Origin of the sequence: Pseudoalteromonas sp. OF5H-5, assembly GCF_021530695.1 — a bacterium.
Taxonomy (GTDB): Bacteria; Pseudomonadota; Gammaproteobacteria; order Enterobacterales; family Alteromonadaceae; genus Pseudoalteromonas.
Window position 1 is genome coordinate 186,859 of the sequence record NZ_JAKGBF010000004.1, and the last position, 26,576, is coordinate 213,434.

The 26,576-nt window shown below is 42.9% G+C and carries 20 protein-coding genes and 2 tRNA genes; 5 read left to right on the top strand and 17 right to left on the bottom strand.

Annotated features, from left to right (window positions below; translation table 11 throughout):
• Positions 1-51: 51 nt before the first annotated feature.
• The 15 genes from L1271_RS07585 to L1271_RS07655 form a co-directional block, all read right to left on the bottom strand.
• Positions 52-4,890 (bottom strand): NAD-glutamate dehydrogenase, encoded by a 4,839-nt coding sequence (locus tag L1271_RS07585; protein ID WP_235367488.1) that lies wholly within the window; start codon positions 4,888-4,890, stop codon positions 52-54.
• Between the two features lie 211 nt (positions 4,891-5,101).
• Positions 5,102-7,423, bottom strand: coding sequence for an efflux RND transporter permease subunit (locus L1271_RS07590; RefSeq protein ID WP_235367489.1), 2,322 nt, complete (start codon positions 7,421-7,423; stop codon positions 5,102-5,104).
• The gene (locus L1271_RS07595) at positions 7,423-8,424 is read right to left on the bottom strand and encodes a WD40/YVTN/BNR-like repeat-containing protein (protein ID WP_235367576.1); all 1,002 of its coding nucleotides are present in this window, start codon (positions 8,422-8,424) and stop codon (positions 7,423-7,425) included. The genes L1271_RS07590 and L1271_RS07595 overlap by 1 nt, the downstream gene beginning before the upstream one ends.
• A 78-nt stretch (positions 8,425-8,502) precedes the next feature.
• Positions 8,503-9,870 carry a DUF1329 domain-containing protein gene (locus L1271_RS07600; protein WP_017218691.1) on the bottom strand — a complete coding sequence of 456 codons (1,368 nt, stop codon included), beginning with the start codon at positions 9,868-9,870 and terminating at the stop codon, positions 8,503-8,505.
• 11 nt (positions 9,871-9,881) lie between these two features.
• A complete protein-coding gene (locus L1271_RS07605) occupies positions 9,882-11,981 on the bottom strand; it encodes a DUF1302 domain-containing protein (protein ID WP_010604629.1) in 2,100 nt (699 codons plus the stop codon).
• Positions 11,982-12,230: 249 nt separating this feature from the next.
• The gene (locus L1271_RS07610) at positions 12,231-12,452 is read right to left on the bottom strand and encodes a DUF2835 domain-containing protein (protein WP_010604628.1); all 222 of its coding nucleotides are present in this window, start codon (positions 12,450-12,452) and stop codon (positions 12,231-12,233) included.
• The gene (pepN, locus tag L1271_RS07615; RefSeq protein ID WP_235367490.1) at positions 12,453-15,038 is read right to left on the bottom strand and encodes an aminopeptidase N; all 2,586 of its coding nucleotides are present in this window, start codon (positions 15,036-15,038) and stop codon (positions 12,453-12,455) included.
• Between the two features lie 135 nt (positions 15,039-15,173).
• Complete coding sequence (nhaC, locus tag L1271_RS07620; protein WP_010371552.1) at positions 15,174-16,655, bottom strand: Na+/H+ antiporter NhaC; 1,482 nt, start codon at positions 16,653-16,655, stop codon at positions 15,174-15,176.
• A gap of 225 nt (positions 16,656-16,880) precedes the next feature.
• The gene (gene prc / locus L1271_RS07625; protein ID WP_102056710.1) at positions 16,881-18,917 is read right to left on the bottom strand and encodes a carboxy terminal-processing peptidase; all 2,037 of its coding nucleotides are present in this window, start codon (positions 18,915-18,917) and stop codon (positions 16,881-16,883) included.
• A 10-nt stretch (positions 18,918-18,927) separates the two neighbouring features.
• A complete protein-coding gene (gene proQ / locus L1271_RS07630; protein ID WP_010604625.1) occupies positions 18,928-19,578 on the bottom strand; it encodes an RNA chaperone ProQ in 651 nt (216 codons plus the stop codon).
• Positions 19,579-19,593: 15 nt separating this feature from the next.
• Positions 19,594-19,872, bottom strand: a complete 279-nt coding sequence (locus tag L1271_RS07635) for a hypothetical protein (protein WP_102056709.1) — start codon at positions 19,870-19,872, stop codon at positions 19,594-19,596.
• Entirely contained in the window at positions 19,872-20,330 is a 459-nt protein-coding gene (locus L1271_RS07640) for a GAF domain-containing protein (RefSeq protein ID WP_010604624.1), read from the bottom strand. The genes L1271_RS07635 and L1271_RS07640 overlap by 1 nt, the downstream gene beginning before the upstream one ends.
• A 121-nt stretch (positions 20,331-20,451) precedes the next feature.
• Positions 20,452-20,829: a hypothetical protein gene (locus L1271_RS07645; RefSeq protein ID WP_211868821.1), complete on the bottom strand. Its 378-nt coding sequence runs from the start codon at positions 20,827-20,829 to the stop codon at positions 20,452-20,454.
• A gap of 172 nt (positions 20,830-21,001) precedes the next feature.
• Positions 21,002-21,092, bottom strand: a tRNA-Ser gene (locus L1271_RS07650).
• A gap of 42 nt (positions 21,093-21,134) precedes the next feature.
• Positions 21,135-21,225 (bottom strand) — tRNA-Ser (locus tag L1271_RS07655).
• A 297-nt stretch (positions 21,226-21,522) separates the two neighbouring features.
• Between L1271_RS07655 and L1271_RS07660 the strand changes: the two genes are divergently transcribed.
• The 5 genes from L1271_RS07660 to L1271_RS07680 are packed head-to-tail and all read left to right on the top strand — an operon-like array spanning position 21,523 to position 23,539.
• Positions 21,523-22,188 (top strand): Bax inhibitor-1/YccA family protein, encoded by a 666-nt coding sequence (locus L1271_RS07660; RefSeq protein ID WP_010604622.1) that lies wholly within the window; start codon positions 21,523-21,525, stop codon positions 22,186-22,188.
• A gap of 55 nt (positions 22,189-22,243) precedes the next feature.
• Positions 22,244-22,597 carry a sulfurtransferase complex subunit TusD gene (tusD, locus tag L1271_RS07665; RefSeq protein ID WP_010604621.1) on the top strand — a complete coding sequence of 118 codons (354 nt, stop codon included), beginning with the start codon at positions 22,244-22,246 and terminating at the stop codon, positions 22,595-22,597.
• Positions 22,594-22,953: a DsrE family protein gene (locus L1271_RS07670; RefSeq protein ID WP_102056708.1), complete on the top strand. Its 360-nt coding sequence runs from the start codon at positions 22,594-22,596 to the stop codon at positions 22,951-22,953. The genes tusD and L1271_RS07670 overlap by 4 nt, the downstream gene beginning before the upstream one ends.
• The gene (locus L1271_RS07675; protein ID WP_235367491.1) at positions 22,950-23,204 is read left to right on the top strand and encodes a DsrH/TusB family sulfur metabolism protein; all 255 of its coding nucleotides are present in this window, start codon (positions 22,950-22,952) and stop codon (positions 23,202-23,204) included. The genes L1271_RS07670 and L1271_RS07675 overlap by 4 nt, the downstream gene beginning before the upstream one ends.
• A 5-nt stretch (positions 23,205-23,209) precedes the next feature.
• Positions 23,210-23,539, top strand: coding sequence for a TusE/DsrC/DsvC family sulfur relay protein (locus L1271_RS07680; RefSeq protein WP_045989037.1), 330 nt, complete (start codon positions 23,210-23,212; stop codon positions 23,537-23,539).
• Positions 23,540-23,591: 52 nt separating this feature from the next.
• Here the strand turns inward: L1271_RS07680 and L1271_RS07685 are convergent, their stop codons facing one another.
• Positions 23,592-24,821 (bottom strand): amidohydrolase family protein, encoded by a 1,230-nt coding sequence (locus tag L1271_RS07685; protein ID WP_235367492.1) that lies wholly within the window; start codon positions 24,819-24,821, stop codon positions 23,592-23,594.
• Between the two features lie 12 nt (positions 24,822-24,833).
• On the bottom strand, positions 24,834-26,216 hold the full coding sequence (locus L1271_RS07690) for an amidohydrolase (protein WP_010604616.1): 1,383 nt from the start codon (positions 26,214-26,216) through the stop codon (positions 24,834-24,836).
• Positions 26,217-26,576 lie beyond the last annotated feature (360 nt).

A 26,576-nucleotide genomic window follows, 5' to 3' on the forward strand; every position in this document is an offset into this window, starting at 1 on the left:
AGACAAAAAAAATACCCCAGTCAAAGCTGGGGTATTGTAGCGATTTCTAGATTATTTGGAAGTATCGCAGTTGTGGCTTAGTAACATTAGCTCACGAAGTGCAACTGAGAACTTAGCAAAGTCATGGCTTTGCGACGTCTTAAACTCAGTTAGCATTTGCTGCCAACGGTGTAGTAAGCCAGCTTGCTTATCCATCCACTGTTCAATCTGTTCATTGATATCACTGTCATCACCAGCAAAGCTGTTTAACACAACCTCTGACAATGAACGCTGTTGCCAATCAAGCTCTTCACGATATGAAGCTCGAGCAAGCGCCTGCCAATGGTTTGCAACAGGTTGAGCCGTGATTTGGTCAAGGAACCAATGTAGACCCATGTTTGCACCGAGCGTGAAGTAGGTATTAGACACAACACCGATCTTACGACCTGAGCTATGTGCAACTTCCGCTAAGTCCATGACCGAGAACAAGCTTGAAAGCGATACGATACGCAGTGCAATTTCAGCTGGTACACCTTGAGATTCAAGGTCACGTGCTTTATCAACGATCTGCTCGCTTTCATTTGCAACCATGTAGTTGTGTAGATTTGCACTTAAATCTTTAAATGTTGGTGCAAAGAACGCGATGGTTTGCTCGATAGTTTGAGACTTGTCACGGTGACGCAAGAACCAACGCGTTGCACGGCGAACTGTACGACGTAATTGATATAGCATTTCCGTTTGAACTGCCGCTGGGATCTTATTATCTAGCGCAGAAATCGCTGACCACGTTTCCTTCATTTCAAAGATTGCACTTGCAATTGAGTAGCAAACCGCAATTTCTGCATCCGTTGCACCTGTCTCTTCGTGCATACGAACCATGAAGTTTAGACCCATATCGTTAACGATATTGTTTGCAAGTTTCGTTGCAATGATCTCTTTACGTAGCGGGTGATTATCCATCGCAGCATTGAAGCGCTCGCGCAGCGGTGCTGGGAACGAGTTCACTAGCAACTGACGGTAGTATGGATTTTCTGAGATCTCATCAACAACTAATGTCTCTTTTAATACCATCTTAGAGTAAGAAACCAGTACAGATAGCTCAGGACGTGTTAGGTCTTTACCTGCCGCCGCACGCTCTGCTAGCTCTTCATCAGTTGGTAAGAATTCGATTGCACGATTTAACTTGCCTTCTTTTTCAAGTGCATGGATAAAGCGTACTTTCTCTTTCAGCGTCGCTGGACCTTTAGACTTAGTAACCGAAAGCGTGTGCGTTTGACGGTAACAATCTTTCAGTACCAATTCTGATACTTCATCTGTCATTGAATACAGTAATTCGTTACGCTGCTTATTCGTCAATTCACCTTCAGCAACTAGGCCGTTAAGTAGGATCTTGATATTAACTTCATTATCCGAACAGGCAACACCACCTACGTTGTCGATAAAGTCAGTGTTGATACGACCGCCGTTTGAAGCAAATTCGATACGACCCAGCTGAGTAGCACCTAAGTTACCACCTTCACCAAATATCTTCGCACCAAGCTCACCACCGTTGATACGTAGCGCGTCGTTTGCACGGTCGCCTACTTCAGCGTCAGTTTCAGATTTAGACTTGATGTAAGTACCAATACCACCATTCCACAGTAAATCAACTGGCATCTTCAATAATGCTTTGATCAACTCGTTTGGTGTCATGCTCGACTTCTTAGTGCCTATCATTTTCTTCATTTCAGCGCTTAGCGTAATTGCTTTCGCTGCACGAGAGAAAATACCACCGCCCTCAGAGATCAGATCCTTATTATAATCTTCCCAGCTTGAGCGTGGCAGATTAAATAGACGCTCACGCTCTACATACGAGCTTGCTGCATCTGGGTTTGGATCGATAAAGATGTGCATGTGGTTGAATGCCGCTTGTAAGCGAATGTGCTTAGATAGCAGCATCCCGTTACCAAATACGTCACCACCCATGTCACCAATACCAACTGCAGTAAAATCAGTTGTCTGACAGTCAATGTCCATTTCACGGAAGTGACGCTTAACCGATTCCCAAGCGCCCTTAGCAGTAATACCCATCTTCTTGTGGTCGTAACCAATTGAACCACCTGACGCGAAAGCGTCACCAAGCCAGAAGTTATATGATTCAGCGATACCATTTGCGATATCAGAGAAAGTCGCAGTCCCTTTGTCCGCTGCAACAACTAGGTATGGGTCGTCTTCGTCGTGACGTACAACATCCACTGGCGGCACAATGTCACCATGTACGATGTTATCTGTGATGTCTAATAGACCACGGATGAAGATCTTGTAACACTCTTGGCCTTCTTTGAAAAACGCTTCACGTTCAGTTGGAAGTTGTTTACAAACAAAACCGCCTTTAGAGCCCACAGGTACGATAACTGTATTCTTAACCTGCTGTGCTTTAACCAGGCCAAGTACTTCTGTGCGGAAATCTTCACGACGGTCTGACCAACGTAGACCACCACGAGCCACTTTACCGCCACGTAGGTGAACACCTTCTACGCGTGGAGAGTATACGAAGATTTCAAACGCTGGTAATGGCAATGGCATATCTGGCACTGCGCTTGGCTGGATCTTGAATGACGTATACGACTTATTCGTGCCATCAGCTTCTTTTTGATAGAAGTTAGTACGCAGCGTTGCATTGATCATATCAACGTACAAACGAATGATACGGTCATCATCTAGATTCGCTACGTTTTCAAGCTCAAGGTAGATTGCATCAACAACCTTCTGAAGCGCCTTTTCAGTGGCAACTTTCTTCGGTGCGAACTTCTTCACGAATAGATCAACGATCATCGCTGCAATGTGCGGGTAACGGTCAAATGTATTTTCGATGTAAGATTGCGAGAACGTCACACCAATTTGGCGCATGTATTTTGCATATGCGCGTAAGATAGATGCTTCACGACCAGTTAGACCACCTAATAACACTAAACGGTTGAAACCATCGTTTTCTAGGCGGTTATTCCACACATTGGTCAATGCCGCACGGAAACGTGCTGATACTTTGTCAAAATCTGTGATCCCTTTGCTGTCGATAAGCATAGAGAAATCCATGATCCAGTTTACTTGACCATCAGTCGTCTTCACAGCATATGGTGTTTCACCAATAACACGTAGGCCAAAGTTCTCAAGCATTGGCATCACGTCTGATAGGTGAATTGGCTCTGCTTTATGGAACAGACTCAAACGAACAAGCTGCGATGTTGCTTCTTCTTGAGGTCTGTAGAACAGCATCTCAAGTTTGTTATCTTCGTTTAGTTGCTCTAGCTTTTCGATGTCTACTACTGCTGCACTCGGCAACACTTGGTCTTTATAAGCAGACTGGAAGGCATTCGTATATTTACGGTTTAACTCGTTACCACGAGACTCACCCGTTCTTTCAAGAAGTGCAGATTGTAGCTTGTCTTCCCAAGTACGAGCGGCTTCTACCAAGTTATTTTCGATTTCTTTCACGTTGTAATCTATGTTGTTGTCATCAACACGCACGATGTAATGCGTACGCGCTAGTGTTGATTCAGAGAAAAAGGTGGTGAACTCTACTTTGTCGCTAGACTTAAATGCACGGCCTAGCAGTTGTTGAGTTTCACGGCGTAACGCTGTGTTGTATCTCTCTCTTGGCACATAAACCATACAAGAGAAGAAACGACCATACACATCCTTACGCACAAATAAGCGACACATGTCACGCTCTTGAGTTTGTAAAACGCCCATTGCCACTTCAAGTAGCTCGCTTTCGCGAGCCTGTACTAACTCATCACGAGGATAGGTTTCAAGAATATTGAGTACCGCCTTGTATGCATGTGTGCCTTTAGCAAAGTCACATTGCTCCATGATACGGTTAATTTTACTCTTAAGTACCGGAACATCTACCGCACTGTTGTTGTAGAAGCTAGAAGAGAACAAGCCAATGAAACGGTCTTCACCAATCACGTTACCTTCATCATCAAAACGCTTGATCCCAACATAGTCGATATACGCTGGTCTATGAACGCGTGAAAGTGAATTTGTCTTGGTTAAGATCAACAAGTTGTTACTGCGTGCCTCTTTGCGCGCAACTTCAGGCAGTTCAGACAATAAACGGCTGTGATCGTCACCAGAGTTCTTCATCAGGCCGAGACTTGTGCCTTCAACTGGCTTCAGCTCATAGTCACCTTGAACTGGAGTCAAATCATATTGGCGATAGCCCATAAAGGTAAAGTTGTCGCTAACCAGCCAGTCTAAAAACTCGACGGCTTCAGCAACTTCTTCTTTTGAACAACTATAATGACGGGTCGGCAGCTCTTTACTTACGCTCACCAATTTATCGCGAATTGGTAGCCAATCAGCAACCGCAACAGAAACATCATTTAAGACAGATTCAAGCTCAGCTGTAAAATCAGCGATCACCGAATCATCTGTTTGCCTGTCGATTTCGATAAAGAATACGGTCTTAGTAGACGTAGATTCTTGTTCTGCTTTTAAGTTAGAAACTGCGGTGATTGCACCTGCATCATTTCTTTGTAACTTAAGTGGAGAATGAAGTAATAGGTGAGAGACTATGTTTTTGCGATTCATCGCCATGCGCACTGAATCAACCAAAAACGGCATATCTTTAGCGATTATCTCGACAATCGTATGCGATGATTGCCATCCATCCTTTGCAACCTCAGGATTAAAAACGCGAATGACGGCATCGTCAGACTTGTTTTTATCAAGGGCATTCCAAAGGCTCAATGCTGCGCCGTATAAGTCACTGTCGTTACGATGTGCCAAATCCTCTTTAGACATGTTGCTGTACAAGGTTTTGGCAAACGTTTCGACAAGTGACACTTTGTCAGCATGGACTTTTTTATGGATAAGCTTGCAGACGTTATCTAGGATAACAGAAGCTGTGCCTTCATTTTGTGTCATTATGTGTTCCTTAATCTATACCACCTTTGAACGGTAGATTATTTGTACAGCCATTTATTAGCGTGGAGTCAGGTAAATTCTAACCTTTCTGACGCTAATAAACAGCCTTTTTGACGAAAACATTTCAAGCTTTTCAGCTGTTTGCTCATCTATTCACAAAAAATAGATATAAATCGCCAATACCAAATAAAAAGGAGCACAATTATTCACATTATTTTTTCTGGTCAGACCAGATGAGCGTTCCAATTGCCGGTAAAAGCAGCACAGCACCCAGCATATTTACCAAGAACATGAAGGTTAAAAGGATACCCATATCAACCTGGAACTTAAGCGCAGAGAAAATCCATGTGCTTACGCCAATCGCCAATGTGATACCCGTAAACAGTACCGCACTGCCTCGTTCAGCAAGTGCATTTCGATAGGCGACCGACAACGGCATACCTTGCTTAAGCTGTCCCATCATAGAGGATAGAATATAAATGCCATAATCGACACCTATTCCCACACCCAAAGCAATTACTGGTAACGTCGATACTGTTAACCCGATTTCAAGCTGCACCATAAGCGCCTGAGCCAGCGTTGATACCACATATAAAGGTAGTACCACTGCGATAGTCGCTCGCACGCTCCTAAAGCTCGCTAGGCACAACAGGATCACCGCGCCGTACACATAGATCATCATAGGAACCTGCGCCTCGGAAACGGATTCATTTGTTGCCGCCATCACACCGATTGGACCTGATGCTAATTTAAAGGCAACGTCATCAGTTCCCTCTTCTTCTGAGAACGCTTTTATCTTCGCAATCACATGGTCGATAGATTCGGCCTTATGATCTGCCATAAAGATGATAATAGGCATCACCGAACAATCACCGTTAAGTAGCCCTGAGCTTGTCTCTACTCGAGAGGTAGCTTGAACTAGAGAAGCGGTATTTCTTGGTAACGTCTGCCACTTTAAGTTACCTTCGTTGTACCCAGCATTAACCGCTTGTGCAACGGAGCTTAAAGAAACAGCCGATTGTACACTCGGTAAGTTTTCTACTCGCCATTGGAAACGACTAATACGCTCCATTGTATCGTGCTCGGTACAAGCCGCAGGTGTCGCTTCGACAATGACCTTTAAGATATCAGAAGAAATTGCATAACGGTCTGAGATAAGGAAAGTGTCTTGGTTGTATCTGGCATCTTCATGTAGCGCCGGTGCACCAGCATGTAAATCACCAATACGCATTTTTTCAGATTGCCAGTAGCCAAACGCGAATAGTACTGCACTGATAAGTAAAATCACTCTGGCCACTTTTTTGTCTGTGGTTTTCACCAAGGCCTCTCGCATTGCCTCAAACATACCATGGCTGGCGTTTTTACCATCACCAAGTCGCTTAATATTTGCAGACTCAAAGAACGATGCCATTACAGGAAGCAGTACCAAGTTGGTAAAGATAATAACTGCAACCCCTAAACTGGCAGTAATAGCAAGTTCGCGAATAATGCCGATGTCGATTGCCAGTAAGGTTAAGAAGCCAACGGTGTCTGAAAGTAGAGCAATGCCACCAGGGATAAGTAATGCTTTAAAGCTCGCTTCAGCAGCCACTTTGCAGCTTACCCCTTCCGCTACTTTTTTACCTATCGCGTTGATCATTTGCACACCGTGACTCACGCCAATAGCGAAGACTAAGAAAGGCACCAAAATAGACATAGGGTCAACACCAAAACCCAAAGTACTGAGTAAGCCCATCTGCCAAATCACAGCAATAAATGAACAAACAATCGGAAGCAGCGTAAGCTTAAAGCTCTTACAGAACATCCAGACCATAATAAAAGTAAAAGCAATTGCTAACGCAAAGAAAAGCACTACACCTTTCGCACCATCAGCAATGTCACCGGCCATTTTCGCAAAGCCAATAATATGTATGCTCACTTTGTCAGTGCTAAGAGGCGCTCGGATCTCAGACTCTAATTTTTGCGCAAAGGCTAAGGTATCAAGCTTTTCTTGAGTTTGCGGATCGGTTTCCATTAGCTGAGCGGTTACCATGGCACAAGAATAATCGCTCGCAACCATACGACCCACAACTTTTGCTTTTTCAATGTTCTGCTTTACAACCGCTAGGCCTTGTTCAGTAGGTTGAAAATTAGCCGGAATAATAGGTCCACCGGCAAAGCCGTCCTCTACCACCTCAACGAATCTCGCACTGGGTGCAAAGATTGAATTCACCAGTGGACGATTAACACCTGGGATAAAATAGAGCTGATCATGCACCGCTTTTAGCTGAGTGAAAAATGGCTCATTAAAGATGTCACCATCTTTATCACAAACAGAAATAAGAATACTATTTGCACCACCAAACTGTTTTTCGTGCTTCAAGTAAACTTTCATGTATTCATGATTTAGTGGAATATTTTTGTTAAATGAAGCATCGAGCTGAATTTGCGTGGCTTTGAAGCTCAAAAATATCGTCGTCAGTACGAAAAAAGACACGACGGTAATACGATGCCTAAAGATGGCGTATACCAATTGATTTAAAAACGCTTGCATTAGTTGTTCACCTCTACCTCAGCAATCCCCTGCTCCGTAGCTAGAATTAGCTGATTCTTTTTAACCACACCTGCTAAAATAGAGTGGCCGGTTTTTAGTTGTTTTGAGGTTAGCTTACCTGCTCTCAACGTGAATATTACGCCGCTGTTAGCAAACATATAGGTCACATTATCTTTGTGGGCAATACTATTTATTGTCGCCGTTTTTTGAGTATCAAGTTGAACTACTTGCTGTGCATTGCCAATAAATGCGTTACCCCTAAGGCCCGCAACAATAAGTTGCTTATCTGAGGTTTGATCAACAGCAAAAAATGAACCGCGATAAAAAGGCTCAAATTTTTGCCATGTTTTTCCTAAGTCATCACTTTGTGCCACAAGTCCCATTTCACCGGCAAGGTACATCATGCCTTCGGCGATCAACAGGCGATTAAAATGGGGAAGAATAAACGCCGTTTCTTGTTCGTATGCCGCGGGGTCTTGCTCTTTTAAATCGGCTAAGTAGTCAACATCATCGGGGTGAACAAATTCACTGATAAAACGTTTTGTCCAAGACTCACCACCATCAGTGGTTTCAAAAAACATGCCATAAGCGCCCACAGCAAAGCCGTGTTGTTGGTCAATAAACTCAATATCAAGACAAGGCTTTTCCAATGTTGGTAGATATTGTTTTAGCGCCCATGTTTTGCCACCATCTGTGGTTTTAATTATGCTAGCGTCGTGGCCACAAGCCCAACCAATATCTTTGCCTTTGAATGTCACAGAGGTTAACAGTGATTGAATTGGCACCTCTGCCTGCGTCCAGTTTTGCCCTTCTTGTTTAATAATTATTGTGCCGTGTTTACCTACCGCAATTAACGCATCACCGTTATCTGTAATATCCGTGAAAAGCGTTTGCTCTGGGTGAGCGACCATCAGGGCTGATTTTGCAGAAATCTGATCACTACTTTCGGCTACTGCTACATGCGCCATAGTTAAAATCGAGGCTGCTACTAACTTCTTCATCATGAGAAAACACTCGAGTTGTGAGAGGAAAGGAGGAAGAAGGCTGAAGCGAGGTTGCTTCAGCCTGATAATATTTGATTAACGGCGACCCTCACGGCGCAGCGCACCCTGAGTAAACTCGTTATCGTTGAAAGACTGACTGAAGTCATACATGTCTTCTTCGTTATCTAACCCAATCGCAAGGTAGCGACGAGAGTTTAGATCATGATAGACATCCAACGTACTCCAATGCGTCGGCACTTCGTAGTAATTAAGGCCATGTGCCATCGCAACGCGATACATCTGGTCACGGTTATCATAGATATCCGTTACGTGGATTTGCCAGCTATCTTCATCAATATAGAACACACGCTTTTTGTAAATATGGCGAGTACCTTCTTTCAGGTTAGCTTCAACTACCCATACGCGGTGCTTTTCGTAACGTACGTGTTCTGGGTTAATATGACCGGCCATCAAGATATCATCATACTTCAGCTTGTCGCTATGTAGTTTGTAACTGTTGTAAGGGATATACATCTCTTTTTTGCCAACAAGTTTCCAATCATAACGGTTTGGAGAGCCGTTAAACATATCAAAGTCATCTGTTGTACGTAAGCTATCTGACGCAGTTCCTGGTGCATCATATGCAACGTTTGGCGCACGTCTTACACGACGCTGGCCAGCGTTATATGTCCAAGCCTGACGAGGTGTCAAAATTTGGTCCATTGTTTCATGTACAAGCAATGCAGTTCCAGCAAGACGTGCGGGTTCTGTCACTTGCTGCTTAAACTTAAACAGGATATTTGACTCTTGCAACGCTTCAGGGGTTGCATCTGTTGCAGAGTACTTAACCAATAATTGCTCATCGAAACCGATAATGTTGTAAGCACCTGACTCCGTTGGCATCGCTTGACCGCCGAAACGTGCAATCGACAAGCCACGGAAACGCAATAGGTGGTTCCAGATAGCTTCTAAGCCATCTTTTGGCACCGGAAATGGAATACCGATAGCGGTATTTTTAATGCCGTTACCACCTTCTATCAGCTCTGCTGTAGATGCGTATTTCTTTGTTGCATCATACACAAACTGCGGATAAGACGCGCTGCGTCTAGTTGGGTAAATGTTCATTTTGAACGTTTCTGGATACGTTTCAAATAGCGCAATTTGACCAGGGCTTAACAATGACTTGTATTTATCTAAATTCGATTTATCAATTGTGAACAATACTTTGTCATCAGCAAACGGATCTGGATGGTGCATGCCCACTTCATAACCAGCTGGAGGCGCGGTGATCCCACCATTCCAAGCAGGAATACTGCCATCAGCATTACCCGCTTTCTCTGCACCGATAGGCGTCAGGTCTTTACCTAAACGTGCAACTTCGTCAGCGCTCATCTTAGCCATAGCGCTGCTGGCAGACAGCATTGTAATTATTGTTGCTGCGATAAATGTAGGTTTTCTAAACATATCGAAAGCCCTTAAATTGAATACTTAATGTTGAATGAGATGAAATCACGGTCCGCAAAGGTATTCGTCTTACCACCACCCCAAAACGTGTTATAGCCAAAATCAAATGACCACGAATTTAGGTAGTTAAAGTTAAGATTAATGCCCAGCGATTTACGATCCTCAATGAACAAGAACATAGGATCAGGGGTGATACCGTTAACATCATGTGAGAACACTACGCGTGGAGAAAAATTCACACCACTGAATAGGTTGTTATACTCACCCTTTGCAATAAGGCGATAGCCCCATGCAGAAGCCGATGGGAATGGATTGGTCTCTGGACCATTTGAAACCGCTTGGTGGATAAGATTGTAATCTCGGCCAGAAAGCCCCTCAATCGTGCCACTTCGGCCAGTACCAGAAACATTCAAACGAAGCTCATCGTACTCTGGCATGTCTTTAATAGTAACTGCGCCTACTTCACCAACCACAGCCCAACTATCTGCACCGAGCGATGGGCCGAACAAATGTGTAGCTGTAAACTGTGCTTGAATAGTGTCTCGCAAGATATAACCTTGCGCCACTTCACCAGGACCCACAAAAGCGATATCGTCCCCTTGACTAAGCTGAGATAAACCAGCCAAATCATCACGCAGACCCGCAGCGGCTAACTGCTCAACCATACCTGCGTAAAGTAGTTCAACGTCATCTATCTGTAGTGGCTCATCTTGTCTATATGCCACTTCACCAGCAAATGCGGTTTCACCGATCGCGGTATTAAAACTTAAACCATACAGTTTGATGTCTTCTGGGTAGGTAATTTGCGCTTGAGTAAAGGCATTTAAGTTAGTGACATTGTCTGCGGTAATTTGATTTTGTGCGATGTAAGCTAAATCAGCCATGATCGCTTGCTCTGTAAAGTTAGAAGCTTTACCAGAAATCAGAGGTCTACGGCTGTGGTAATTAATGTAATACAAACCAAATTCAGTGTCGTTTAGCTCTGGAGAGAAAATACCTAAGCGTAAACCGTACTGACCACCATCATCAGGTTCGCTCTTACCGTTATTCCCTTTTCCTTTAAGCGCCACTTTAGTCGGATAAGCCATATACATGGACGCTGCAGCGCTGCCAACTGCTTGTGCTGTTGGTACTACACCTTGAGCAACCAATGCGGCCGTTGCATCAGCATATAAGCTGTTTAATGCATCCGTTAGGTGATACAGATCAATATCAGGGTTTGAGGTAAAACCAAGCTGAACGTTTTGCATATAACCGTTTTCAGATGCAAAATCATTGGTTGAGAAGTAACTACCTGTTGCTGGCAATCTGGTTTCATGCCATTGATACTGATAAAAGCCTTCGAGGTTAACGTTTTCAGACAAACCAATCGACGCCCAAAGCATACCGACAGGGATAAAGGCTTCTTTTACTTCCGAGCCAGGCGCTTTCAAACGGTCAATATCCACTGGGTTGACGTTAATGCCGTGGGAAATAAGCGTACTTTCACCCCAGTTAACGACTTGCTGACCTAAACGCACGGAGAGCGGGTTTTTGCCATCATTGAGGTCAAAATCCGCCCAAACAAATGCATCTAGCAAGCGTAAATCCGAACAGACTTGTTTTCTGGTATCGTCGTCTTCACACGGGTCAACTTTTTTGCCTGAAACAGGGTTGCTATACGCAAAATCCCCATCTTCCATCGCAAAGTCGTAGAAATACATGAAACGAGTGAACAAACCATAGTTATCTTTGGTAATTGCTAAATCATGGGTACCTTTTAACAACTGAGAGAAAGTATCTCCAGAGTCAAAATTTAGGTTACCAGCATCACCATTATTTGAATAGGCACCCTGTTGTGACCAGATCTGTGACGAAGAATAGATGGTATTGCCAGTGGTTGCTTTATAACCATCCCAGTTAAACTGTGGATGATTACTTTTACCGATGAAATCAAAGTTACGATCTTCAACGCGAATGCTTTGACCATAAGAAAAAGTCGAGTCGAAGGTAATTTCGAAATCACCAACCTCAAAACTGGCCGCGTGTACTGACGTGGCGGCAGCTCCCATTACTGCCGCACTAAGACCGAGCATGATTTTGTTTTTCACAAAGAGCGATCTTTTTATCATTATTTCTCCCCCTTTTGGCGGGTCATGTCTAGAGCTTAAGCTCTTAGAGTTATTGTTTTTTGTTGTCTAAACGATAGAAGCGAAACCGCGAAAATACAAATACTGCTCCACTAAATCAACGCTTTTTCGCCTCTAGGGGCGTATTTTACTCTTGGTAAGACGTCCTACCAGATAATTTATAACACGTATTTCAAGCTTATAACAAACTCATTTAACAAAAATAAAATATGTTTTGCAGTTCTACTTCGATTAAGTGACTTTTTCTAACGATAGAAACTTATTGCTATCATCCAAGATGAGACGGAATCTCCCCCTGATCCCAATTGATGAAATAAAGGGGCGAATACGCTCTGCGGGGAAGCGAATACTCTTGCCCCCATCTTCAATCACTTGCACTGAAGTATAGTGCCCGTAGTAGTAACCGAGGCACTTGTCATAACTCAAATCCATGTAAAAGAAGTACTCTTTCATCTACTGCGCTAGCGCCTTCTCTACCTTCTCATATAAGTCGTCGCTTAAGCCTTCTAAGTTAGCCAAACGACTCAACTGTGCCCGCATCAGCTGTTGCCGCGTTTCATCATAACGCTTCCATGACATGAACGGCGTGATCATACGAGACGCATTTTGTGGATTGATACTGTTTAGCTCCACTAATAGGTCTCCCAATAACGCATAGCCCTTACCATCTGTACGATGGAATTGCGCAGGGTTAGTTCTTGCGAAGCTTCCTATCAATGCGCGAACACGGTTAGGATTGCCTTTGTCAAAACAAGGATGCGCATAAAGCGTATTTATATTCGATATCACCTCGTCGTTGGATAAGCTTGCACTTAATGCAAACCATTTGTCCATGACTAGACTATCGTGACGCCATTGACTATCAAATTGACTGAACAAGCTTTCCATCTTTGTGTGCTGCGCGGCGACGGCTGCTTTTAATGATGCCAACTTAGTGGTCATATTGCTTGAAGAAAATTGATTATCTAGCGCGCTGTCAACACTATCGGAATCTGTTTTCGCTAAGTAATAAAGCGCTTTATTTTTAAAGGCTCTGATCGCGACATCCTTTGCTTCTAATGAGCCTGAGTCTTGCAAAGATAAATAAGCGTGTTCAAACACCGATTGCAGTGATTGCGCAATTTGCATTTCAAATGCATCAGAAATTGAAACGAGTTTGTCTACTGGGATAATTTCAAATTGACTGGCTAACGTATCAAACGTTGGTAAAGTCAATAACTCAGCCAGTAGCGCAAGGTCTCCATCTAACGCTTCCACCAATGAGGACAATGCACCGAGGACTTTTGAATCCAGTGCGAAGTCGTCTGACGTAACCGCTCGTTTAACTTCAATCATAAAGATTTGCTGCACTGCTTCCCAACGAGCGTAATCACTACGTGCAAAACGCAATATGTGTAGTAACTCATCAATAGTATAGCTGTACTCCATAAGCACAGGTGCTGAGAAATCTTCTAGTAATACAGGAACTGGTTTACTTACAACTTGCTCAAACTCAAACCGCTGTTCAAATTCAGTAATATCTAACGCTCGTTGTATTTCTCCGTGCTTTGTTAGCAACGGAATGCTTTCACCTTGCTCATCCAAAAGCTCTAGCTTAAAAGGAATATGCAGTGGCGCTTTTACGGGGTCGCAATCAGCATGGCTTTGGCTCACCGTAATTGCATATGTTTGTGCCTGTTTGTCATACTCGGTAGCCACTTTTACTCTTGGCGTGCCGAATTGCTCGTACCATAGTTTAAATTGCGTTAAATCAACACCAGAAGCATCCATCATTGCATTAACGAAATCATCGCACGTCACAGCTTGTCCGTCATGACGCTCAAAGTAGAGCTTCATCCCTTTTTGGAAGTTTGCTTCCCCCAATAAGGTGTGCATCATACGGATCACTTCAGCACCTTTGTTATAAACAGTTACGGTATAGAAGTTATTCATTTCAATAACTTGCTGTGGCCTTATCGGATGTGCCATTGGCCCCGCGTCTTCTGCAAACTGATGCGTACGCATCGCCATTACCGCGTCAATACGGTTTAGGCCTCGAGAACCTAGATCGCTGCTAAACTCCTGATCTCTAAATACGGTTAAGCCTTCTTTTAAACTAAGCTGAAACCAATCACGGCAAGTAACCCGATTCCCAGTCCAGTTATGGAAGTATTCATGTCCAACTATCGATTCAATGGTGTGAAAGTCTCGGTCTGTCGCAGTCTCTTGGCTTGCCAACACACAGGCACTGTTAAAAACATTCAGACCTTTATTTTCCATTGCCCCCATATTGAAAAAATCAACCGCGACAATCATGTATATATCGAGATCGTATTCCAAATCAAACCTTGACTCATCCCACTCCATGGCCTTTTTTAGTGACGTCATAGCATGGGGAGCTTTATGTAAATTGCCTTTATCGACAAATAACGCCAACTTCACCTCTCTACCCGACTTAGTGCTGTAGTTGTCTTCTAATACATCAAAATCGCCAGCAACCAAGGCAAACAAGTAGCTTGGCTTTTTGTGCGGATCGTGCCATTTTGCAAAATGTCTGCCGTCACTTAAGCTTCCTTCTTCAACTTTATTGCCATTTGATAATAAGTAACGATACTTTGACTCACCGATGATCGTCACCGTATATGTCGTCAGTACATCAGGTCTATCCATAAAGTAGGTGATTTTTCTAAAACCTTCCGCTTCACATTGCGTACAATAAGCGCCATCAGAGAGGTATAAGCCTTCAAGTGAGGTGTTTGTTTGCGGCGAAATTTTAGTGACAATTTTAAGCTCAAAGGCCTTTGGCAAGTTAGAAAGAATCAATTCTGAGTCAGATTTTTCAAGGCTTTGCCACTCTTCACCATTTACCTGACAAGATACTAACTCTAAGTCGACACCATCCAAAATTAATTGTGTCGCATCGCTCACAGCGACAAACTGACTTACAGCAGTCACTAAGGTATTTCTTGGGCTTAACTCAAAGGTCAAGCAAAGCGTATCAACGGTATGGCTTGGTGCAAGGTAATCTTTAAGAAATTTGGCTTGTGGTTTTTGAGTCATATATAGTCCTTACAAAAACGCCCCAAAAAGGGGCGAGTGATAAAACAAATTTGATATCGCCAATTCTAAGGATAGGCGTTTAATTTCTACTTGACCTGTTGGAAAAGGCCTGATCAAGATTGCAAATGCGCTATTTTACGCTTGCCCTGCTTTCTCATTTGGTTCTTCCGCGTTTACTGTTGGTGGCGTAATCTTAAGGATCTTGATACCAAGATACGCGTAGATGACCGCCAGCACAGGATTGATCAAGTTAAAAAATGCGTACATGGCATAATCAAACGGATTGATCAGTAGTACACTCTGCATATATGCGCCGCAGGTGTTCCAAGGGATCAGTGGACTGGTGATTGTGCCACCATCTTCCAGCGTACGTGAGAGGTTTACACTCTTCAAACCGCGCTTTTTGTATTCTTCTTTGAACATACGACCAGGAACAACAATCGCGATGTACTGATCCGCGGCAACTAGATTTGTACCAATACAAGTTGCAATAGTCGAGGCAATTAGTGAGCCTGTGCTTTTTGCAATTTTAAGAATGCTGCGTACGAAGACATCAAGTAAGCCAGTTTTTTCCATAATGGCACCAAACATCAATGCCGTCATCACCAGCCAAGTTGTCGTTAGCATTGATGACATGCCACCGCCACTTAGCAAATCGTCCATTTTTGCATCGCCTGTTTGCAACGCAAAACCGTCAAAGAAAGTTGCCCACACCAATTTCACATAGCCCACTAACTCACCTTGGCTAGCATCAATTTGACTTGCAATAAGGTCTCCTTGGAATAGCACTGCCCATATCGCCCCCATCACCGCGCCGATTGAAATCGCCGGAAAAGCTGGCATCTTCTTGATAGCAAGCCCAAGCAGCACCAGCAAAGGAACTAGCATTAGCAGGTTAATGTTGAAGTTAGTTTGTAGTATCGACACAATTTCATCTATTCGTCCCGCTTCACTTGACGCTTCAGCATTAAAGCCCATGACAATAAATATAATAAGTGCGATTACAAAGCTAGGTACTGTGGTCCAAAGCATATGCTGAATATGATCAAATAAATCACTACCGGCAACTGCAGGCGCTAAGTTTGTGGTTTCAGATAATGGGCTTAACTTATCGCCAAAATAAGCACCTGAAATGACTGCACCCGCGGTTACGACCTGATCTAAGCCAAGCCCCGTCGCGACACCTAGTAGCGCTACACCTATGGTTGCGGCCGTCGTCCATGAGCTGCCTATACTCATCGCCACAATTCCACAAATCAAACAACTCGCGGCATAAAACCAACTTGGATTGATAATTTGTAGTCCGTAATATATCAGTGTTGGGACTGTTCCAGACAGCAACCAAGTACCGATTAAGGCACCTACCATCAATAAAATGATAATAGCACCAAGAGAGATAGTTATCCCTTTTATCATCGCTTCTTCAAGCGTCTTCCACGTAAAACCGTTTTTTAGACCGACAAGCGCCGCAGTGAATGTTGCAAAAAGTAGGGCTATTTGATTTGGACCTGATGATGAGCTGTCACCATAGAGGTACACCGCAGCACCGAGCAAAGCGACCAACAATGTGATCGGAATAAGGGCGTCAATAAATGACGGCTGTTTTTGTTGTTTCAAAAGGAATACTCCTACGCACGACGACCCATGCTTATAATTATTTTATTTGCAGTATACCGTTTTGAGCCGTTTTGAGTAGCTAGGTTGCCAGTGGTCGAGCCACGCACCATTCTCAAAAAGCCTCAAAAGAGTATCAGCTTAGAAAATCTGGCAGATGATAACAAAATTAGTTAAGTAAAAGTAAGTGTAAAAGGCATAATAAAAGGCGCTTGAAGCGCCTTTTATTTATTTTTTAACTTCGTTTTTGGCTACCCGCCCGTATGAAATTAGGTCCTGCGTGATAAGCGCAGCCTCTTCAAGGTAAGGGTCTAATTCTGAAATAACCTCTGGTGCATCGTCCAAATCTTTAACTGGCTCTAAACCGAGACGTTTCAGCCTTTCATTCGTGCGTTTTAATACCAGATCATCGCGGTCTTCACGCTCTTTGATACGCTCAGCTTCAACTAATGAAATCGCCTTATCGTCCTTGCGCGCTTTGTATTCTTCAATATCTTTATAAATATATTCGAATTCTGGCTCTGCTTTTACTCGCTCATCATGGCGCTTACTCAAGTATTGGATAGTTGGCGACAAATTATCGAGGCTCGCATATTTTGCACGAACGATACTATCCCAAGGCAACGCATTATCCTCTTGGCTCTCTCCCCACTCTTCAGGATTGATTGCCGATGGTAGCAAGATATCAGGGATCACGCCTTTATGCTGTGTACTGCCACCGTCGATACGATAAAACTTCGCAATCGTGTAGGTTACACTTCCCAAAGGATTTTCGAATAAATCGTAATTTTTACCGAGGCCACGATGTTGTTGCACGGTGCCTTTACCAAAGGTTTGCTCACCAATCACTACTGCTCGGCCATAGTCTTGCATCGCAGCAGCAAAAATCTCGGATGCCGATGCACTGTAGCGATCAACTAAAACAGTCAAAGGCCCATCGTAGAAGGTAATGCCATCCCTATCTTGTTGACTTTCGACACGATTGTAAGCGGTATGGATCTGAACAACTGGACCTTGGTCAAAGAATAAACCGGATAGCTGGGTCGCTTCGTAAAGCGACCCACCACCATTTTGACGAAGGTCAATGATAACCCCATCTACTTTGGCTTCTTTAAGTTTAGCGATTTCAGTTTTTACATCTTGAGAAAGATTATTGTAGAAACTTGGGATTTCTATCACGCCTATTTTGCTTTGTAGCTCAGAATACTTGGCTTCAAAGACTGAAGACTTAACTGCGCGGTCTTCTAATTTTACTTTGTCACGAACAATTTCAACGACTTTTGGCGTACCGTGACTATCAGTACCTTTAAGGTATTGAAGTCTAACCTTGGTCCCCTTAGGGCCTTTGATGAGATCGACCACATCATCTAAACGCCAGCCGATAACATCTACAAATTCTTTATTATCTTGTGCTACACCGATGATTTTGTCGTCCGGCTTAAGCTTTTCGGTTTTGTCCGCAGGGCCTCCGGGGACTAAACTACGGATCACAGTATAATCTTCATCGTAACTTAATACCGCACCAATACCTTCCAGCTCTAAGTCCATATCCATTTTGAACTGTTCGGCACGGCGTGGCGAAAGATAAGATGTGTGCGCTTCAATGCTGCGTGCAAACGCATTCATGATTACTTGGAATGCATCTTCACTATTCGTTTGGACTAGACGTTTTTGCGCATTCTTGTAGCGCTTGGTAAGGACTTCTTTGATCTCTTCCCAATTTTTCCCAGTCAATTTTAAGCGCAGCGCATCAGATTTAACGCGCTGGCGCCAATATTCGTCAAGCTCGCTTGTCGCGGTTGCGTAATTTTGCTCTTCTCTATCAAAAATGAACTCATCTTTTTTGTCAAAGTTCATTTCTTTGTCGAGTAAGCCAATGGCAAAATCATAGCGCTCAAAGCGACGCTTCATGCTTAGGTTAAACATATCATAAGCAAAACCCAGTTTTCCTGAGATCAATGCATCATCAAATTGCTTACGATACTGTTGAAAACTATCGATATCCGACTGCAAAAGCAAAGACTTGTTAAAGTCGATGGCTTCTACGTAACGATCGAAAATTTTATCCGATAAGCTGTCATCAAAGCTGAAGCGTTTGTAGTGTTGCCGAGTAAATAGGTTAGTCACTCGTTTACTAGCCGTGGTGTGTTGCGCTTCAGGTTTAAGAACTGGCAAGTCCTTAATAGTGACTGTGCTTGTTGAGGCTAAAGTAACACTCGATACGAACGCGGCGACTAGGGAAATGAGTGGTAACTTTTTACTCATATACAACTCCTTACTGAATATATAGGCTATCTGCTTTAGTTTTAACTTGCATTCCTGTTACAAGCTCTACGTGCACTTCATCATTTTTGACTTCAGTGATAGTAGCGTTAACAAGCGCTTGACCAAGTTTAACTTTAACTTTGTTATTAACCTTGACCTGTTCAGCCGGTAAAGGTTCAACTTTACCACTGCGCTTAGGTTTAACTTCAGCAGGTTTATTACTCATTTTAGGGCGTTTTTGGTCTTGACGATCCCTTGAGTGAGGTTTCTTTTTGTAAGATTTTGTTTCGCCATCGCGATTGTTTGGACGCTGCGGCTTTTTACGCTTAGCCATTTTGGCACGGCTCTCGGCCAATGCTTTTTCTGCGTGTTCAACGTGCTCTTGTTCAACCTTTTCAGCCTGATTGCCGTCTAGGTCTACACGAAACTCGTTCTTAGTGACTGCTTCGAGATAACGCCAGTTTGAAGTGTATTTACGAAGCGCTTGACGTACTTGGGTTTTACTGACTTTGTCAGAACCCTCAATACGCTCAGCGATATCTTTGAAAATACCAACCTTTAATGGCTTAATCCCTTCCTTTTGCTTGAAGCAGTTAGGAAATTCTGAAAATAAGAAGTCTAATACTTCATTTGTGTCTTTTAGCTTGTTTGTGGTTTCCATTTTTAAACCTATTAATTACATCTGCTCATCGAGCGACGAGTTTATATAGTGTGTAACCCAGTCAATTAGCTCTTCTATCTCTGCTTCAAGAAGCGCTAAATCACCGCGAAGATGTTCCCAAATACCTTCTATGAGCCTATCTATTGTGTCACAGTCTAAATCTTCGGGAAGTAAATCCCATGCGTGATGAATAAGTTCATTTAAGCGTTCTGCAACAACTTCTTCTTCGCCTTCCCAATCACCAACATCGGCGTAAGAAAACAAATAATCTTGTACCTGAAGCATATCTTTCATTAAAGCGTTTCCTCAAACACTTTAACTAACGCTTCTAATCCGATCTTATCCTGCTCGTCAAATCTTGCCAGACTAGGACTGTCAATGTCTAGCACGGCAATCACTTTATTATCTTTAAAAACAGGGATCACGATTTCTGAATTTGATGCTGCGTCGCAAGCAATATGGCCTGCAAACGCATGAACATCCTCAACCAATTGCGTTTCACAAGTTGCAGCTGCTGTGCCACATACCCCTTTACCAACAGGAATTCGGATGCAGGCTGGGTTGCCTTGGAATGGCCCAAGAACCAACTCTTCAGCGCTATCCATAAGATAAAAGCCTGCCCAGTTGATATCTTCAAGAGTTGTAAATAAAAGCGCACTCAAGTTTGCCATATTGGCAATCACATTGTGTTCACCACTGATTAGCCCTTGAGCCTGTTTAACTAAAGTCTGATAAAAGTCTTGCTTTTGCATTACCATCAAATTCACGAATTGAACGACAAAAGCTAAAGGTACTCTTTCGGAGAAATAATTAAAACCTTTTCGACTGAAAAAGTATTAATTATCTGTAAAACTGAGACTGCTCGGTTAATTATCACTCAGTTTTACGATGACCTGCCCGCAAACCAAACAAGAATAGCCCCGCTGCGAGCATTGACATTAAGGCGTTAACAATAAAACCGACACCCGATTGTGCAGCGAAAAGATAGCTAAATACCGCACCACCAAGTAAGCCCAGTGTTAACAGACCACCATATTGCACCTTGTTGTACCTAAACATAAGGATATATCCGGGAACAACGAATAGGCACATTGCAAGACCAACGATGTATGCGTTAGAAATTGCGCTGAGTACTAAGTTAAAGAACATCTCACTGCGACCGAGTGTAAAGCTGTAGTAAATCCCAAGCACACCACCCACGATTAACGGTGATAATAAAGAGAACCCTACTCCTTTGCCAACTTGTTTCATATTCAACACTCTCTACACTAATTATTCATTCAACACTACTGAGTATTGTGCAAGCAGTGCCTCTGCACTAGCCGACTTTGGTCTAATAGGTATTTTTATCGAGAGTATACTGGTGACCGGAGATTTCTGTTATCAGAAACAAAAAAGCCCTCAAATATGAGGGCTTTAAATGTGGCGGAGAGATAGGGATTTGAACCCTAGATACGCTATTAACGTATGCCGGTTTTCAAGACCGGTGCTTTCAACCACTCAGCCATCTCTCCAAAACCTATGATCCACGCTTAATAGCACGAATCTAAAATAAGTGGCGGAGAGATAGGGATTTGAACCCTAGATACGCTATTAACGTATGCCGGTTTTCAAGACCGGTGCTTTCAACCACTCAGCCATCTCTCCGCAGCGGGGCGAATAATAGAGAATCCCTATGCGCTTGTGAAGCTTTTTTTTCAATTATTTGATCATTTGCGTAAAATTTGGCTCATTCGTCTAAGAACCAGTCAAAATTATGCGTATTTTAGATATTTCAGCGAACTTTTGAAAATATTCAAAGTCTTACGTATTGAGTAAATATTACTGTAGAGACCCAATTAACGACAGATATTGATCCAGAAATCATTGCCCCAACATATAACAATTGATACTCTTATCTTAGTTATTTTTGGGATCAGCATGTTTTATTAAGGAGCTTGAATCATGGCATTCAATCATTCATACAACACTGCAAAACCTGTCATGTCGACAATGGAAACAAACAAAGTGTTGAAAAACACTTACTTCCTATTGGCAATGACATTAGCGTTTAGTGCAGTAACAGCCGCAATTTCAATGACAATGGCATTACCAGCATTTACCGGTATTGTTTGTTCATTAGTTGCATTTGGTTTGCTTTTTGTTATCGGTAAAAAAGCAAACTCATCTTCTGCTATCGGTCTTGTATTCTTATTTACTGGTATTTTAGGTTTCGGCCTTGGGCCTATGCTTAATCACTATGCTGCACTACCAAATGGTGGCATGTTGATAGCACAAGCACTTGGCACAACAGCGTTAATTTTCTTCGGTTTATCAGCTTATGCACTAACTACGAAAAAAGACTTCTCATTTATGGGTGGCTTTTTAACGGTTGGTTTAATCGTGGTTATTATCTCAAGCCTAGTAAACTTGTTCATTGGATCTAGCATCGCGTTTATGGCAATTAACGCGGCAGTCGTGTTATTAATGTCTGGCTTTATCCTTTATGATACAAGCCGAATTATCAACGGCGGCGAAACAAACTACGTGCTTGCAACTGTGAGCTTGTATTTAAGTATTTATAACTTATTTACCAGTATCCTTGCCCTTTTAGGCGCGTCGGATGACTAACTCAGAATTTCTGATAAAATAAGCCCCATTACGGGGCTTTTTTTATGAGTAAAATTTGAGTCAAATAGCCATATCAGTTCACTTTGGCGTAGCTGCACAGTCAAAGTTAACTTTACTAGAACGGTATGTCGATGCCGCTATTAAAAGTGACCATCAAATCGCGTGTATCTTTTTATACCAAGATGGTGTTTATCACGCCAGTCAAAATATCGTACACGCTTCCGACGAATTGCAAGTCAACGCACTTTGGCAACGCATCAAAGATAAAGGGATCCCCCTGTTGCTGTGTGTCACAGCTGCGGAAAAACGCGGCGTTAGCATCGAAGACGTTAGCCCTTTCACCGTTGCTGGCCTTGCGGAGTTTGCCATGATCTCGAGTAAGTCTGATAAGTGGATGCAGTTTAAATGAGTAAAAACGTGCTAATCATTTCTCAAACCAGTCCATTTGACCAAAATAGCCTGAAAGAAGCGCTGGATGTCGCACTAATCTATGCAGCGATTGATCAACAAGTAAGCTGGCTTTTTACCGGTTCTGCTGTGCTATCACTCCAGAAAACCCTCAATGCGCCAATACTGGGTTTAAAAGACATGTTTAAACAATTAAAAACTCTGGAAATTTATGATGTCGAGCGGGTTTATGTCTGTCAGTCAGCGATGGAGGAGTTTAACGTATCGGTACACTCCCTTGCTGTTGCTACTGAAATCAAAAATCAACATGAAATCCTTGCGTTAATCAAACAACATGACTTTGTGGTGACACTATGAGTACGCTACATATTATTTCTAGTATAGAAGCATGCGATCAGCTGCAGTTTGTATCCCATCAAGACACAATTTTATTATGTAATGATGGCTGCTTTGGGCAAACGCGTATCTCAGCTGGAGATGCAAATGTGGTGATGCTGCAAACTTGCGCCAGTGCCAGAGGTATTGTCCCAGAAGCCGGAGTAAAGCTTATTTCTGACAAAGATTGGGTTGAGCTGACCATTACGATGAACAATTCAATTACTTGGTAATCATCATGCTAGAATTTAACAACCAAACTATCGAGACAGATAAACAAGGCTATTTGCTAGACCATACTCAATGGACTAAAGATTTAGCACCACTTCTAGCCGCAGAAGAAAATATTGAGCTTTCAGATGCACATTGGGAAGTCATTGAGTTTGTGAGAAATTTTTATCTCGAATACAATACCAGCCCCGCGATCCGTATGCTGGTAAAGGCAATGGCTAAAGCACTAGGCGAGGATAAAGGTAATAGCATCTATTTATATAAGTTATTTCCAAAAGGCCCAGCCAAACAAGCAACAAAAATAGCAGGATTGCCAAAACCCGCCAAGTGTATTTAGGACGGGACAACCGAATTAAAAAAGGCCTCAAATGAGGCCCTGTATAAAAACATTACTTCGTATACGCTCTTGGCATATCAGAATCTGTCGTATATCTGTCTCTTAGTTTATCGTGGCGTGACTCAGTAGACACTTCCTCACCATTGATCCAGATTTTATCGATTGTGGTGCTGAATTCGAAAGGATCCGCACTCCACATTACGATGTCTGCACGTTTACCTGCTTCAATCACACCGCCATCAATGCCCAGTGCTTTCGCAGGGTTAGCGGTAACCGCCTTAAGTGCGCCTTCATGACTCATGCCATTTGCTACAGCAATACCTGCATCAAAACGTAGCTGGTAGACGTTATGACTACCATCACCACCAATTGACAGGATGACATTGACACCTGCTTTCTCAAGCTTACCTGCGTTATCTAGACTTGCATGCATTGAGTCAAAGCTAGCTGGTAGGTTTGATACCGCACTCAAAATAACTGGTACTTTCGCCTCAGCTAATTGCTCAGCGACCACTACCGCATCATCTGCCCCCTGAATAATCAGATCTAAACCAAACTTTTCTTTTAGCTTAATCGCTTCAAGAATATCCGACGCTCTTGAAAGCGTCGCAATCACAGGCATATCACCCGCAAGCACTTGAGTTAACACCTGTTCTTCTGAACTCGGTTTTCCCTCGTCTTTTTTGTCTTTCTTAGCAAGCTTTTCTTGCTGTGCTTCAAACTTTTTAACAACGTTATCTAACGCTTTTGCACGAGACCCTTTGCTTTTGGCACCCAGATGAATAATTAACGCTGTTTGCTTGTCGGTCACACTGTTAAATTCACCAGATAAGTCAACAACAAAACCAAGCCCTGCAAACTCACTTTTACCACCCCAAGGCGCGACAAAGTTTTGCGTTACACCGCCTTTCCTTGCATAGGCAATTAAGCTACTACGTGGATTAAATGCGGTGCTTGCGTCAAAGTCTGCGCCGGCATCGTCATCACCAGCATCACGAGAAGCAGCAACAGCACCAACTTCAACTAAACCAAGTTGGTTCATTGAGCCGATAAAACCTGGAGTCACAACCTTACCGCTGGCATCAATCGTTACATCAGCAGTCACGTTGTCTGGGTTAATCGCTTTTATTTTACCGTTTTCGATAACTAAGGTCGCACCTTCAAGTACGCCAGCATCTGTCGCGGTATGGATCGTTGCATTAGTAATTGCGGTAACATTGGCAAAAGCAACAGAGTGAGCTAGCAATGCGCTAGTGATCATGGTTAGTTTCATGGTTTTCATCTCATCAACTCCTTACTTTTGACCTAACATAAAATCACTAACCGCTTGATATTTTTCATCGTGACGATCATAGACTTTACCACCATCCACAAAGACCTGCTCTGCACGAGAGTACACGCTAAACGGGTTGGTGTTCCAAATTACTACATCGGCTTGTTTGCCTTGCTCAAGCGATCCTGTTTTATCCTGAATGCCTAACGATTTAGCAGCGTTCGAGGTGATCCATTTAATTGCATGCTGTTCGTTGATGTTAAAGCCAGACTGGTTAGCCGTGTTCATCACTTTTGCGGCTTCATGATTCAAGCGTTGAATTGTGGTATCTGAATCCGAGTGAACAATTGCACATGAGTTTTTCACTGCATCAACAATTGCAACGTTTTCCTGAACCATATCATAGGCTTCCATCTTAAAGCCCCACCAATCTGGCCACAGCGCTGCACAGTTACCGTTTTCACCTAACAAATCAGCAATCTTGTATGCTTCAATACCGTGGTGGAAGGTTCCTGCGTGATAACCAAACTCTTTAGACAAGTCAATCATCATTGCCATTTCTTCCGCTTTGTAACAATGGTTATGGATCAAGATTTCACCATCTAGCACACCACGAAGCGTATCGAACTTGATATCACGTTTTGGTGCATCCGGATTCAAGCCAGCAGCATATTCGGCTTCGTACTGTTCCCAAGCGCGCTTATATTCACCAGCTTCAATCCAAGCTTCACGGTATCCTGCCATGTTACCCATGCGAGTATAAGGGGCAACACCTTTGGAGCCATATACACGCTTTGGATTCTCACCACATGCCATCTTTAATCCATATGGCGCATCTGGGAATTTCATTGCTTGCATTGTTGGTGCTGGCACATTCTTTAAGGTAACACCACGACCACCAAATAGGTTTGCAGAGCCAGGTAAGATTTGTAGCGTGGTGATCCCCCCTTCTCTAGCTCGGTTAAAGCCAGGATCTTGCGGCCATACAGAATGCTCAACCCATACTTGTGAAGTATTAGGATTAATCATTTCATTACCATCACTGTGCGATTCTACGCTTGGGCTGGGGTAAGCCCCTAAATGAGAGTGTACATCGATGATGCCAGGTGTTACCCATTTACCTTCAGCATCAATGGTAATATCTGCCGTAACAGATAGGTCTTTACCAACTTGCTTGATTTTACCGTCAACAATAAATACATCACCTTGTTCTATCTTTTCACCGGTTCCGGTCAGAACGGTTGCGTTAGTGATTAGGGTTGATTGAGAAGGTACAGGCTTGTAAGTACTTGGGTATGGGTTTTTCTCTATGGTAACTTTTTCTTTTTGTGGGCCGTTATCCTGACAGCCCATCAAAGCTGCGGCAATGCCAGCTACGACTATGGAGGGAGCAAATTTATACATTTTTTGTCATCTCTATTGTTTTTTTGTGACTTTAACTCATGCCATCGCACTTTACGCAATTATGAGCTTCAGTCACAAGTAATTACGACGAACGTCCGGATATTATAACGCATGTTGTCATCAGTGAGTAATTTGAAAAGGCTTAGCTGCCATTACAAAATGTAAATTAGCATCTATATTGACACGTTTTGACACACAAGTAGCAGATAAGAGGTAAATGTAAGAATGAGGTGTTAAATTATCGATAATAGTATTTTATAGCAAAAAAAGTTTCAACTATCTGTATCTTCAGAAATAAAATAATCTAATATTTTACATGCAGTTAGAATTCTTGTACACATTTGACATACTCTATTACAT